Source organism: Mitsuokella sp. AF33-22 (assembly GCF_003475755.1).
Lineage (GTDB): Bacteria > Bacillota > Negativicutes > Selenomonadales > Selenomonadaceae > Mitsuokella.
In genome coordinates this window covers 18,481-31,619 of sequence record NZ_QRQA01000018.1, presented here as the reverse complement: position 1 = coordinate 31,619, position 13,139 = coordinate 18,481, and the positions used below count along the sequence as shown (strand labels likewise).

Below are 13,139 nucleotides of genomic sequence, written 5' to 3'. Positions count from 1 at the left end.
ATAAAATAATCTTGCGATAAATCGACAGTCAAGGTATAGTAGTGGTATACACGCAAATGGAAAGGGATGATTTTTCGGTTAGGAGGCGATCTTGTGCCGATGTATCGGAAATCCATGCTGGTGCTGCTGGTGCTCGCAGCAGCTGTGATCGGCGGTATCTTTTACGGTCTGCATGCACAGGAGCAGGCTGTGCCGCTCGATGCGGCCGGTGAGCAGCAGGCATCGCCCGCTGCCAGCAGGGCAGAGACAGCGGAGGTCACCGTCTATGTGACGGGGGCCGTGCAAAAACCGGGCCTTGTGACGGTCCCTGAAGGAACGCGCATCGCAGCAGCCGTTGAGGCCTGCGGCGGCCTGCTGCCCACGGCAGCCAGTGAGAGCATCAATCTTGCGCAGGTGCTGAAGGATGGTCAGCAGATCACGGTGCCGGAACGTCAGCAGCTGGCGGCACAGGCTGTTTCAGGAGCCGCTTCGGGAGCTGCACCGGGGGCTGCCCAGGCGAAGGCTGCCGCTGCGGGCGGAGCCGCTTCGTCCGGACTCGTCAATATCAATACGGCAGACGAGAAGCTTCTCGACACACTGCCTGGCATCGGCCCGGCCATGGCGAAGCGGATCATCGAGTACCGTGAGACACAGGGCCCGTTTACGGCCATCGAAGAGCTGAAGCGGGTGAAGGGCATCGGCGAGGCAAAATTTGCCAAGCTCAAGGATAAGGTCTGCATTTGAGGAACATTCCTTGCGTTTCAATACGGAGGCTGCTATGCGTTATGGACAACATCCGGAACGGTTCTTTGTTTCCCTGCTTTTAGCGCTGGCACTCGGCATCCTGGCAGGACTCGCCTTCCTGCCGGAACTGCAGGGATGGACGGGGACCCTCTGGCTCCTGGTCCTGCTCGGCAGTCTGCTGCTGGCCGCTCTTGCCGTCTGGCGGCAGACGGCGCTTGCCTGGCCCTGCTTTTTGCTGCTTTTTTTCCTGCTCGGTGCAGGGCGGCTGCAGCAGGCTGTGATCCTGCCTGCGGATGATATTTCCCGCTTTGCCGGCAGGACGGTAAACGTAGCGGGGCGACTGACCGGCGAGATGAAGGCCGTGCAGGACGCGACGGGCTTTCGCGTCTCGTATCCGCTCGCTGTCACAGGGGTGCGTCATGGCCGTGGCGAGTGGGAGCAGGCGTCCGGCGGCGTCGTGCTTTACGGTCATACAGCCACGCGTGAGGAGGCGGAGGCGCGCATCGGCGATCTCGTGCAGTCTGCCGGAGAACTGCGGCTCATACACGGCTATCAGAATCCGGGGCAGATCGATACGGCTCTGCTGCGCCGGGAGGAGGGCATCACGGCCAATGTCTTTACCGGCAAGAACAAGATCGTGGTCAAGGCCGAGGAGTCTGCACCTCTGCTGCGCCTTGCCGCCGGGGTGCGGCAGCATTATCGCGAGGCGATGCAGCAGGTCATGCCGCCGCAGGATGCAGCAGCCATCTTTGCCCTGTTGTTTGGCGGTTATGACGGGCTCGACCCGGAGCTCGTGGAATCGTTTACGATAACGGGGCTCATCCACATCCTGTCCGTTTCGGGGTCTCACATCAGCCTCGTGGCTGCGGCCATTGCCGGCATCTGCCTGCTGCTGCGCCTGCCAATGGCGTGTTCCGCCGTCCTCGTCACGACGGCAATCGGTTTTTATGCGCTTCTGGCTGGCTTTGTGCCGCCCGTCGTGCGTGCGGCGGTCATGGGCGGACTGACTTTCCTGGCCCTGGCGCTGGGGCGTGAGCGGGATTCCCGTCACATCCTCCTGTTGACGGGACTGGCCATGCTGCTGTATTCGCCGCTGCTGCTTTTCCACATCAGTTTCGAGCTCTCGTTCCTGGCGACAGCCGGGCTTTTGTATCTGGCTCCTGTTTTCCACCGGTGGCTGCGGGCACGCAGGATACCTGCGGCCATCTCGCTTGGTCTTTCCATCACGCTGGCTGCACAGCTGGCGACGCTGCCCGTACTGGCCTGGTATTTCCAGCGCGTGTCCATCGTGGCACTGCTGGCCAATCTCGTGGTCACACCGCTGCTCGATGTGCTGATTCTCCTGGGGCTGTTGTCCGGGCTCGTAGCCCTGCTGCTGCCAACTGCCGGCGGGATGCTTTTCGCCGGCTGCAGCTTGCTGCTGGGCCTTGCTTCTGAGATGACGCGCTGGCTGGCTGCGCTGCCCTTCAGCGTGGCGGTGGTCCCGGCCTTTCCCTTCTGGGCCGTCCTGCTTTTTTATCTGCTCCTGTTTTTGCCGGCCCTGTCAGCTGAATGGCGGGGGCAGCTGGCGGCGTTTCTACGCCGTGAGTCCCTGGCAGCAGGCCTGTTGCTGCTGGGGCTTGGCACTTTCCTGGCAATCGGTCATTGTATGGCATCCAGGGAGCTTACGGTGCATTTCATCGATGCCGGGCAGGGCGATGCCGCACTCGTCATGACGCCTTCGGGCAAGGCTGTCCTCTTTGATGCCGGCGGCAAGCGCATGGGCAGTTTCGACATCGGCGAGCGCGTCACGCTGCCCTATCTGCGTCACTATGGCGTGCGCCGCCTCGAGGCTGTATTCCTGACGCACGCCCATGAAGATCACGCGCAGGGCTGCGGGGCCATCCTGCACGCCCTGCCCGTCGGCGCTGTCTACACGGCCGGCGAGGGGCGGGACGCCTATGCTAGGAGCATGCGTCTGGGGGATAACGATCCCGTGCTCAGCAGGCTGCAGCCGGTGACACGCGGGCAGCGCTTTGAGCTAGACGGGCTCACAATCGAGGTGCTGCATGCGCCTCAGGCCGCGGAGGAAGGAGATAAGCGCGGCAATGAAGCCTCGAATGTCTACCGTCTGCGCTATGGCGATGCGAGTTTCCTGATTACGGGCGATTTGACGGCAGAAGGCGAGGCCGGCCTCCTCGCGTGCGGTGCCGATGTACGGGCGACCGTGCTGAAGGTTGCTCATCACGGTTCGCGGACCTCCACCTCAGAGGCTTTCCTGCAGGCGGCGCACCCTGCTTATGGTGTCATCTGCGCCGGGCGCGACAACAGTTTCGGCCATCCGCATGCGGAGGTCGTGGCACGCCTGCAGCAGCATGAGGTCAAAATCCTGCGGACGGACCGCGACGGTGCGGTCGTCTTTGCCACAGATGGACGCAGGCTGCGCATCTCGACGTACCGTGAACAAAGCCTGACGGCAAGACTTGAGCAGTCCGTCCTTTATCAGCAGACAGGTCCGGTTTCATGATGAAGAAAGGAGGTCCGGTATGGAACTCAATGAACAACAGAAGCAGGTCGCGGCAGACCTCGAGCACAATATCCTGATGCTGGCGCCGGCCGGCACCGGCAAGACGAATACGCTGGCCTGCCGCATCGAGCACATCCTGGCAGAGAACCGGGCCATGCCGGAAGAGATCCTCTGCCTGACGTTCACGAACAAGGCCTGCCGTGAGATGCAGGAACGCATTAAAAAACAGGCGGGCGATGCAGGGGCACGCGTCCTCATCAAGACGTTTCACAGCTTCTGTTACGATATCATCAAGACCGAAGCCAAGCGCCACTCGGATCTCTTTGCTGATTTCACGATCTTTGATGAGGCGGACTGTCAGGCCCTGCTGCGGGACATCGCGGGGGATTATCCGCTGCGGGCTCTGCAGCAGCTGGCCTCCCAGCTCAAGGAGTGGCGAGCGCGCTATGAGCTGTACACGGATGATGCTGAAGAGGACTACCGTCAGACTCTGCGGCGCCTGACCGGGGAGCAGCCGAAGACGGTGCAGGCCCTGGCCGTCGATGGGCGCTACCAGTTTGACCGAACGTTCTACGATGCCTGGCAGGAAAAGGGGCCCTGCTGGACGGCATCTTACGACCGGCGGCTGCACGATGTCCACGGCCTCGATTTCACGGATCTCATCGTGCAGGCCAAGGTCCTCCTGGAGCAGCCGTCGATTGCCATCAAGTGGACCCGGCGCTTTGCCTACATCCATATCGATGAAGTGCAGGATACGAGCGAGCTTGAATACGATATCCTGTCGCATATCTTCGGCAGCAGCAGGCTGCTGCTCTGCGGCGATTACTTCCAGACCATCTACGAATGGCGAGGCTCGCATCCTGAGGTGGTGCTGCGCCGCTTCATAGAGAATTGGCATCCGCGGCGCATCAGCCTGCGCGAGAATTACCGCAGCACGCAGGTCCTGCTCAATGCGTCCTTTGCCTGGCTGCAGCACCTCTTTCCCGAGCGCGTGGCGGCCTTTTATCCGCAGGGACTCGAGGCCGTGAGCCGCGAACACGGGGCTGCCATTGTGCTCAAGGGGGCCATGGACTTTACCGACGAAGCCCAGTGGATCTACTATACTATCCAGCAGCTGCCTTCCGAAGCATACGACAAGGTTTGCATCTTGACGCGCAGCAATTCGTACAACAAGGCCCTTTCCGGACAGTTCCTTAGTCTCGGGCGTCAGCTGCCGCCCGGGGAACGGCTGCCGTTCATGCTCATCGACGAGATGAAATTCTTCCGGCGTCAGGAAGTCAAGGATGTGCTGGCTTTCCTGAAACTCATCGTGAACCCGCATGATATCGCGAGTTTTGTGCGCCTGCTGAACCGCTTCGGCCGCGGCATCGGCCCGGCCGCCATCCGGGAGATCTCCTCGCAGCGCTATCGCGAGGCCGGCCTGCGCCTGACGGATTTCCTCGATGAGGATGCGCGCCGCACGGGAGATTTTTTTGCCGTTTTGGGCAGGGCTATGGCGGAGGAGAATGTCGTCGTCTTTGATGTTGAGGCCACAGGTGTCGATGTGACACGCGACGAGATCATTGAGATTGCCGGCCTGCGCCTGGGGCGCGACGGTTCCGTCAAAGAGACGTTCAAGCGCTTCCTGCTGCCGACGCGTTCCGTCGGGGAAAGCGAGGCGGTTCACGGGATCTCAGACGAGTGGCTGCAGCAGCATGGAAGCCGGCCTGAGGATGTGCTGAAGGATTTCTGCGCGTTTGCCGAAGGCTCGGTCATCGTCGGTCACAATGTGACGTATGACCTCCGCATCCTCGGCAGCCATCTGAGCCGTTTGCAGCTGCCGCCGCTTTCTTATCGCCGCTATTACGATACGCTCGATATCTTCCGGCGCTTTTATCCCGGCCTTCCGAATCACAAGCTGGATTTTCTGAGCGATTACTGCGGTGTGGCCCATAAGCCGAGTCACGATGCGCTGGCCGATGTGGAGGCCACGGCGGATATCCTTCTGTATGCCTGGCACAAGGCCATTGCGCCGCATGAATGGGATCGCCGGCGGTACATGGCCAGATGGCAGGAGAAGTTCGATACGCTGGCTGCCAAGCTGGAAACCTTTCGCCGGTCTTCTGGGGAGCTGCGCCCGTACCAGCTCATCGGCAAGATTGTGGTGGAAATGGGCATGGATCTTTACTACCGTGAGCGCGGTGAGCTGCCGCGTCTCGAGAATCTGCGGGAGCTCTACCGCCGCGCACACGATGCCGACGATGAAGAGGTGCGCCCGCTCGATGCACTGCTGCGCTTCCTGAGTGAGGCGAGCCTTACGACGACGGATCTCGATTTGCGCTCGAAAAAGGTGGAGATTCCCATCATCACCGTTCATCAGGCCAAGGGCACGGAATTTGATTACGTCTTCCTGGCCGGGCTGCAGGAGGGCACGTTCCCGGGGCTGCAGGCCGAGCGCACGGGTAGGCTCGCGGAGGAAGCACGCCTTTTTTACGTGGCCATCACGCGCCCGCGCAAGCGGCTGTTCCTCTCCTGGTGCCAGCATCAGTACGGGCATGAGCGTCAGATGAGCCGCTTCGTGCGGGCTTTGCCGCGTCAGGATGTGCAGAATGTCTGAGTGTTTGTTTGGTATGATATAATTTTTTTAGCGAATGTGCTGTACGGATAACGAGAAAGGAAAATATGCAGCGATGAAATACGGTGAATTCATGGTGCGTCTCAGAAAAGATGGCCTGCGCCACATCTACCTCCTGGCCGGAGAGGAACACTATTATATCGAAAAAGCCCTGGAAGCTCTGCTCGGCGGCCTGTTCCAGACGGTGCAGGAACGGCAGGACGGTTTGCAGAAATTCCAGGGTGATGTGGATCCGGCTGTTTTGGCTGGCAGTATTGAACAGGCGCCGTTTTTTGCACCGCAGAACGTCATCCTCGTGCAGGATGTTCCATGGTTTCGCAGCGGCAGAAAAGGCTCTGAAGGGAAGGAAAAGGAGGACAGGGACAAGCGACTGTCGGGCATCATGCAGGTCCTGGCGGACATGCCTCCTTACAGCTATGTCATCTTCGTGGTGAATTACAATGTGGACAAGCGGCGCAAGCTGACCAAGCTCGTGGAAAAGAACGGTCAGCTGCTGGAGGCCGAGCCCCTGCGACCCTGGACCATCAACGAATGGCTGCAGGGCAAGCTGCAGGCGCTCAACAAGGAACTCGACCGCGACGCCTATGTCTATTTTTCGGGTGCCGTCAGCATGATGCAGCAGATTTCCCTGTCGTATCTCGACAAGGAGTTTGACAAGCTGGCTATGTTCAGCCGGGACCGCCGCATTACGAAGGCCGAGCTCGTGGAAGTGTTCGCGGGCGTTCCCGAGGTGTCCGTCTTTGCGCTGCTCGATGCCATCAGTGCGCGCGATGCGAAGAAAGCACTGCTGATCCTGCACCGCCAGCTGGCAGACGGCATTTATTTCACGGTCATCCTGAGCCTCCTGACGCGTCATGTGCGCCAGCTCTGGCAGGCCCGCATCCTGCAGCAGCAGGGCGTGCGAGGCAAGGCACTGGCAAAGCCACTGGAACTCAATCCGTTCATCGCCGAGCGCCTCGGACGCGCCGCCATGCAGTTCCCGGAGGCCGTCCTGAAGAAGGCCATGCTGCAGCTCATCGATGCCGATTACTATCTCAAGACGGGACAGGCCGGTGAAGAGGTACTTGAAGAAGCTGTCATCGGACTCTGCTGCAATCGGGCAGACTGAGCAAGGCATTACGCTTTTTCTTTCGGGAAGGGCGCGAAGACCGCGCAGATGGCAGCCAGCGGCAGGGTCAGCGAGGAAAGCAGCAGGGCGCTCGAAAGTCCAATCTGGTCGCCGAGTGCAGCCACGAGTGCCGTGCCGAAGCTGCCGAGCCCGAAGGAGAGGCCGAGCATCATGCCCGAGGCCATGCCTTCGCTGCCGGGCATGGCGCGCTGAGCCCAGACGAGGGAACTCGGCTGGGAGGCGAGCAGCAGGGCGCCCGACAGGAAGAGCGCGATAAGTGACAATGGCTCTGTGCCCGGATGCAGGTAGAAATAAGCCGTGGGGAAGATGGCAAGCGCGAGCGCAGCGATGATGATGCGCTTGTGTGCGAAGCGGTCGCCGAGATAGCCGCCCGTGAGTCCGCCAACCGTGCAGCCCACGAGGAACAGGGTCAGCAGGGACCCCGAGAGGAGTCCCGAATAGCCGCTCGTCACGAGCAGCAGCGGCAGGAACGTCGACATCGAGACATGTGTGATGCAGCGCAGGCCCATGGCGATATTGAGCCGCAGGATGGACGCGTTGTGCAGGATCTCGCCCAGGTGAAATGTCTTGGTTTTGGCAAGATCGGTCACCGTGGAAAAATGCGTGAGGCCGCTGCGCAGGCAGATGAGTGCGAACAAGAAGCCGGGGATCATGAGCAGCGGCAGGTCGCTCATGGAAAAGGCGTTGAGGTAGGCGACGATGATGATGGGCGCGAGTGCGTAGCCGAGATTGCCGCCTGCGATGTAATACGACATCGAGCGTCCCTGGCGCGCGGCCTCTGCTGTCCTGGCCACGAGCGTCGAGCCGAGCGGATGGAAGGCGGATACGGAAAGACCGGTCAGCGCGATGATGATAAAGAGCATGACCTTCGTCGTAATGAGCCCGATGGAGCAGATGCAGACGGCGCCAAAAGGGATCACGGGAATCAGCAGGCGGCTGAGGTTGTGACGGTCCATGACGTAGCCGAAGACCGGCTGCAGCATGTTGCTCGTGATGCTAAGCACCATGACGAGCAGGCCGCTGAGCGTCAGGGAAAGGCCGAGCTGCGGCATGATGATGGGCAGCAGGATCGGCAGGAAATTGCAATAGAAGTCATTGAGGAAATGGCCGCAGCTCAAAAGCCAGGTGCCATCCTTCTTGGGCGCGCCCGTCTGGGCGGCCGGGGCAGTTGTGGAATACATGAAAGCTTCCTTTCGCTTGTGAATGAAACGGATGAGCAGAACGGGAAATCAGCGTTCTCCCGCCATGGCTGCAAGGATGCGCCGCAGTGGCAGGACCTTCAGCAGCAGGCAGCAGATGATGAATTCGGGCAGCAGGTAGCTGGCATTGAAGAACAGTGAGTAGAGCGCCGGATTCATGCCCTCCGGCGCATAGGAGGCGAAGAACACGACGCCTGAGATAAAGTGGCAGGCGAAGCGGCCAGCGAATGCCAGAGCCGTGCCGAGATAGAGGTGCTTCTGCCAGAGCCCTGCGAGGCCCATGGCCATATAGGGCAGCGGATAGTCAAACAGGACCTGGACGGGATGGACGATGAAGGGATCCTGCATCATGTTGACCATACCGTAGAGGAAGCCTGTGAGCGCGCCGATGCCGGGGCCGTAGCGATAGGAAATGAGGAGCAGCGGCACCATGGCGCCGGCCGTCACGCTGCCGCCCTGCGGCATATGGAACAGGCGGAACTGATGCAGGATGATGGTCAGCGCCAGCATCAGGGCGATGTTGATGATCGTGCGCGTCGTCAGCTTGATGTGACGGAGATGAAGTCCGCCGAGAATCAGCAGCAGCACGCCGAGCAGGGCAAAACCTGCAGTGGGATGTGTCAGGATTTCAGACATGAAAACACTTCTTTCTATAACATTAAACAACCATTGTCGTTTGAACGATTTCATTGTAACAAAGGTTACGGCGAAACACAAGGCGGCTGTGATAAGCTGACAATAAGAGAAAATGGGTGGCCTGTTTGTGTGCCGCCATTACTGCAGGAGGAATCACGATGGGAAAATGGGCAGTCATTTATTCGTCAGTCACGGGCAATACGAGAACGATTGCGGAGGCAATCGCAGAGCAGGCGGGAGAAGCCGATGTCTTTCGCGTACAGGATGCGCCGGAAGATCTTTCCGGGTATGAAGTAGTAGCGCTGGGCTACTGGCTGCGCCTCGGACAGCCGGATCCCCTGATGCTCAAGTATCTGCCGAAAGTCCACGATGCCCAGGTCGTATTCTTCCAGACACACGGCACGGCACCGACGAGTGAGCACGCCATCACGAGCTTTGCACGCGCCGGCTACAACCTCGGAGCAGGCTGCACGATTCTCGGCACCTTCGGCTGCCGCGGCAAAATCAATCCCGCAATGCTTGAAAAGCGCAAGAACGCCGGTCCGGACGACCCGCACGGCGGCGCCAAGAGCATGGAGCGCTGGAAGCTCGCCTCGACGCATCCGGATGCTCAGGACATCGCAGATGCCAAAGATCTTGTCGACCGCATGAAGCACAAGATGGTCTTGCGTGAGCGCTTCCTGGCGAAGAAAGCCGCTAAAATCGCAGCTTTGGCAAAGAAAAATGGATAATCTTGCCACAAGGATATAAGGAGCAGGAATTTTGAGCAGAAAGAAAGCCTTCCATCCATTGCTTCATGGATGGGAGGCTTTCTTTTGCTTATTTATTCTGCTGGCCTTACTTTGCTGCTTCGCGCTTTTTCGTCAGGTATTCGTCGATGCTGTTTGCCACATGCTTGGCATCCTTGACGACCTGTACGACGTTGCAGGGGCCGAGGACGACATCGCCTGCCGAGAAGACGCCGTCGCGCGTCGTGGCGCCGTTCTCATCAACCTCGACGAGGCCGCGCTCGTTGACCTCAAGGCCCGTCGTCGAGCGCACAATCTTGTCCTTCGGACCCTGGCTGACGGCGATGATCGTGCTGTCGGCCGGGTAGAGCTGGGCTTCATCTTCGCCGATGAGCTTGCCTTCTTCATCGAAGTGGCGTTCCTTCAACATCGGGCCCTCGCGCGTGATGGAGTCGACGCCCTTGTTGAATTCGAATTCGACGCCGTCGGCCTGTGCGTATTCGTATTCGCGGATGCTGGCGCGCACTTCATTGCGGCGCGCGTAGACCGTGACGTAGCGGCTGCCCTTGCGGACGGCCGTGCGTGCTGCGTCCATCGCGGAGTTGCCGGAACCGATGATGGCGACGCGGTCCCCGAGATTGTAGACATCCGGGTTTTGCAGGTAGTCGACAGCGTAATGACAGCAGCCGAGACTTTCACCCTTGACGCCGAGGCCGCGCGCACGCCAGACACCGGAGCCGATGAAGACGGCGTCGTAGCCGTCACGGAAGAGTGTGTCGAGCGTGAGGACGCCGCCAATCGTCGTATTGGGGCGGATGTGGATGCCGAGCTCCAGGAGTTTCTTCTGATAGCGGTCGAGGATGGAAAGCGGCAGGCGGAAGGAAGGGATGCCGTAGCGCATCATGCCGCCGAGCTTGCTCTTGCGCTCGAAGATCGTGACATCGTAGCCGAGCTGGGCGAGTTTGACGCTGACGGTAATGCCGGCAGGACCGGAACCGATTACAGCGATGTTCTGGCCCTTGGGCGGTTCGTGTTCCATGATGACCTTGTCGAGGTAGATATCGGAGATGTAGTGCTCGATGCTGGAAATCTGGACGGGAGCACCCTTGTGTCCCTGGATGCAGTTGCCCTCGCACTGCTTCTCATGGTCGCAGACGAGCGAGCAGACGACGCTCATGGGGTTGTTGGCAAAGAGCATTTCGCCGGCTTCGTTGATGTTGCCGTTGAGAAAGAGACGGATCATCTCTGGTATGTTGGTCTGTGCCGGGCAGCCTTTGAGACGGCATAACGGTTTCTTGCACTGGAGACAGCGGCGTGCCTCATTGATGACATGGATGGCCATCGGATAATCACCTGTTCCTTCGATTTACTGTTGAAATAGACGTGTTTCTTCCTTATCTATCCATTTTACCCGAAAGTCCGTGTGGATACAAGTTTAGGATGTTTTTTCAATATTCTTTTATCGGTGAATTTTTATTTTACAGATTGACAATAAAAATAAACAATAATATAATAAATGTCGTGAGTTGATTCTCGCGAATTACATAAGGTTGGATCAGGTGTCGAAAGACTTAATAGGGAAGTCCGGTATAGTCCGGAGCGGTCCCGCCACTGTAGCAGCGAGTGAATCTGTATATATGTCACTGGGGGAAACCCTGGGAAGGCGCAGAGGAGCAATGACCTGGAGCCAGGAGAACTGCCTGATTGACAATCACCGTTAGACCTGCGAGTGATGGGGATGGGGATTTTGCGGCATGTCCTGGACAGGGCATACCGGATGTCAGAACAGGCAAGCTCTTCCCGCGCGCGGCGCAGGAAGGGCTTTTTTTGGCGAAAGGTTTTTCTTCCCGCCTCTGGCAGGGAGAAAGCATTGCTCATACAGTTTCATTCAGTTCTGTTTTTGGCGGCAGACTTGCCGCTGTGGCGCTGGCTCCCGTAGTCAGCGCCATCTTTTTCAGCCGTTGTCATCCGGTCCTGTGCCGGATTGCATCATGATACTCCCGGAGCTGCCGGCTGAAGCTGTTATCCGGCGGCTTTTTTTATGTCTGCGTGGAGCAGGGAAGGAAAGGAGACGATTTGTCTGTTAGAAGCATTGTGTATTGCAGCAGCGCTCATCGGCTTGATGTACTTCGCATACCGCGGCTGGTCCATCATCCTGATCGCACCATTTTTTGCCGGTCTGGCTGCACTGGCCAGCGTCTTTGGCGTGCTGCCCGTCTACAGTGAGCTGTACATGACACGCCTGGCCGAATACACCAAGACGTATTACCCGATCTTCCTGTTCGGTGCGGTCTTCGCCCGCCTGATGGAAAAGGGCGGCCTGGCTTCTTCCGTGGCAGCCAAGATTGTGGAGGTGCTCGGTGAGAAGCGCGCGGTCCTCGCGGTGCTGCTCGGCTGCGGTGCGCTGACGTACGGCGGCCTGTCGGTCTTCGTTGTCGCCTTCGTCATGTATCCCTTCGGCGCCGTGGTGTTCCGCAAGGCGGACATCCCGAAGCGTCTGCTGCCCGCGACGCTCTGGGTCGGCATCTTTTCCTTTGCCATGGTTTCCCTGCCGGGTACCCCGCAGATCCAGAACATCATCCCGTCCTCGTATTTCTCGACGAGCACCTGGTCGGCGCCAATCATCGGCTTGTTTGCCTCGCTGCTGTTCCTGCTCATCGGCTGGGGCTGGGTCACGCACCGCGCGAAACAGCTCAAGGCCAGGGGCGAAGGCTATGGCCGCCATGTAGAGGGCAGCCGCATCAAGCCGAAACCCAAGATCCGCATCCCGTGGTACTGGGCGCTGCTGCCGCTCGCGATGGTCATCGGCATCAACATCATCCTGTCGAACCCGTTCCATTGGGACTGGGGATTCCATTGGGCAGAGGATGCGCTCGAGGTGTTCCTGCCGCTCAAGCTCAGCTTGATTGCAGTGAACGTCGGTAAGGTTTCGGCTATCTGGTCCATCAGCGTCGCGCTCATCATCAGCAGTTTTGTGGCGGCGTTCATCGGACGCAAGCGCTTTATCGTCATGGACGGATTCCTCGCACCAATCAATTACGCGGCCGTTTCTTCGGCTACGGCTGTCCTCAACGTGGCCTCCGGCTATGCTTTCGGCTGCGTCCTCACGAGCTTGCCGGGGTTCGTGCCGGTCACGCAGATGCTCATCGGCATTGCTGATTCCTTTGGCCCGCTGCTCTCGGCCGTCATCACGACGAACATCATGGCCGGTATCACGGGATCGGCTTCGGGCGGCCTGACCATCGCGCTCTCGATGCTCGGCGATCAGTGGGCGGCCATGGCGCAGGCAGCCGGCATCCCGCTGGAGGTCCTGCACCGCATCACGGCCATTGCTTCTGTTGGCATCGATCCGGTTCCTCACTGCGGCGCGCTTGTGACGCTGCTCGCCATCTGCGGGCTTACCCATCACGACTCGTATTACGATATCGCCGTTGTCATGGGCCTCAAGTTCTTCGTGCCGTTCCTCTGTATCCTGTTCTATATGGCGACAGGCCTGGCCTGATCCGCCTTTCCATTGAAGACGCGCAATGTTCCTGCGTGTCTTTTTTTGACGGATGCGTCCTTGCTGAGCGGACATATCCATGTTAGAATAAAGATACAGTTT

General features: G+C 59.3%; 10 protein-coding genes and 1 riboswitch. Of the genes, 7 read left to right on the top strand and 3 right to left on the bottom strand.

From position 1 onward, the window contains the following. The first annotated feature begins 93 nt into the window (after nt 1-93). The 4 genes from DWZ54_RS10820 to holA all read left to right on the top strand — a co-directional run bounded on the left by DWZ54_RS10820 (nt 94) and on the right by holA (nt 6,951). The gene (locus tag DWZ54_RS10820; protein WP_118015596.1) at nt 94-723 is read left to right on the top strand and encodes a ComEA family DNA-binding protein; all 630 of its coding nucleotides are present in this window, start codon (nt 94-96) and stop codon (nt 721-723) included. A gap of 34 nt (nt 724-757) precedes the next feature. Further along, nucleotides 758-3,229, top strand: a complete 2,472-nt coding sequence (locus DWZ54_RS10815; protein ID WP_118476273.1) for a DNA internalization-related competence protein ComEC/Rec2 — start codon at nt 758-760, stop codon at nt 3,227-3,229. 19 nt (nt 3,230-3,248) lie between these two features. Then, entirely contained in the window at nt 3,249-5,825 is a 2,577-nt protein-coding gene (locus DWZ54_RS10810; protein ID WP_118476259.1) for a 3'-5' exonuclease, read from the top strand. 73 nt (nt 5,826-5,898) lie between these two features. Next, nucleotides 5,899-6,951, top strand: a complete 1,053-nt coding sequence (gene holA / locus DWZ54_RS10805) for a DNA polymerase III subunit delta (protein WP_118476257.1) — start codon at nt 5,899-5,901, stop codon at nt 6,949-6,951. An 8-nt stretch (nt 6,952-6,959) separates the two neighbouring features. Here the strand turns inward: holA and DWZ54_RS10800 are convergent, their stop codons facing one another. Then, nucleotides 6,960-8,153, bottom strand: coding sequence for an MFS transporter (locus tag DWZ54_RS10800; RefSeq protein ID WP_118476255.1), 1,194 nt, complete (start codon nt 8,151-8,153; stop codon nt 6,960-6,962). Between the two features lie 48 nt (nt 8,154-8,201). Beyond that, the gene (gene thiT / locus DWZ54_RS10795) at nt 8,202-8,807 is read right to left on the bottom strand and encodes an energy-coupled thiamine transporter ThiT (protein WP_233541690.1); all 606 of its coding nucleotides are present in this window, start codon (nt 8,805-8,807) and stop codon (nt 8,202-8,204) included. Nucleotides 8,808-8,965: 158 nt separating this feature from the next. On the opposite strand from thiT, the gene DWZ54_RS10790 reads away from it, so the two are divergent. Further along, on the top strand, nt 8,966-9,538 hold the full coding sequence (locus DWZ54_RS10790) for a flavodoxin family protein (protein ID WP_118476251.1): 573 nt from the start codon (nt 8,966-8,968) through the stop codon (nt 9,536-9,538). Between the two features lie 106 nt (nt 9,539-9,644). On the opposite strand, the gene DWZ54_RS10785 is transcribed toward DWZ54_RS10790, so the two are convergent. Continuing rightward, the gene (locus DWZ54_RS10785; protein WP_118476249.1) at nt 9,645-10,877 is read right to left on the bottom strand and encodes an NAD(P)-dependent oxidoreductase; all 1,233 of its coding nucleotides are present in this window, start codon (nt 10,875-10,877) and stop codon (nt 9,645-9,647) included. 198 nt (nt 10,878-11,075) lie between these two features. After that, a riboswitch (cobalamin riboswitch) is annotated at nt 11,076-11,254 on the top strand. Between DWZ54_RS10785 and DWZ54_RS11825 the strand changes: the two genes are divergently transcribed. Together DWZ54_RS11825 and DWZ54_RS10780 are read left to right on the top strand one after the other, a co-directional pair. Beyond that, entirely contained in the window at nt 11,240-11,530 is a 291-nt protein-coding gene (locus DWZ54_RS11825) for a hypothetical protein (RefSeq protein WP_147369916.1), read from the top strand. It overlaps the preceding riboswitch by 15 nt. A gap of 127 nt (nt 11,531-11,657) precedes the next feature. Further along, a complete protein-coding gene (locus DWZ54_RS10780) occupies nt 11,658-13,037 on the top strand; it encodes a GntP family permease (RefSeq protein WP_118476271.1) in 1,380 nt (459 codons plus the stop codon). Nucleotides 13,038-13,139 lie beyond the last annotated feature (102 nt).

Excerpts from the sequence above, each read along its gene's own strand:
- holA (WP_118476257.1), top strand. The coding sequence starts at position 5,899 with ATGAAATACGGTGAATTCATGGTGCGTCTCAGAAAAGATGGCCTGCGC.
- DWZ54_RS10800 (WP_118476255.1), bottom strand. The coding sequence starts at position 8,153 with ATGTATTCCACAACTGCCCCGGCCGCCCAGACGGGCGCGCCCAAGAAG.
- DWZ54_RS10780 (WP_118476271.1), top strand. The coding sequence starts at position 11,658 with ATGTACTTCGCATACCGCGGCTGGTCCATCATCCTGATCGCACCATTT.
- DWZ54_RS10815 (WP_118476273.1), top strand. The coding sequence starts at position 758 with ATGCGTTATGGACAACATCCGGAACGGTTCTTTGTTTCCCTGCTTTTA.
- thiT (WP_233541690.1), bottom strand. The coding sequence starts at position 8,807 with ATGTCTGAAATCCTGACACATCCCACTGCAGGTTTTGCCCTGCTCGGC.
- DWZ54_RS10810 (WP_118476259.1), top strand. The coding sequence starts at position 3,249 with ATGGAACTCAATGAACAACAGAAGCAGGTCGCGGCAGACCTCGAGCAC.
- DWZ54_RS10790 (WP_118476251.1), top strand. The coding sequence starts at position 8,966 with ATGGGAAAATGGGCAGTCATTTATTCGTCAGTCACGGGCAATACGAGA.
- DWZ54_RS10785 (WP_118476249.1), bottom strand. The coding sequence starts at position 10,877 with ATGGCCATCCATGTCATCAATGAGGCACGCCGCTGTCTCCAGTGCAAG.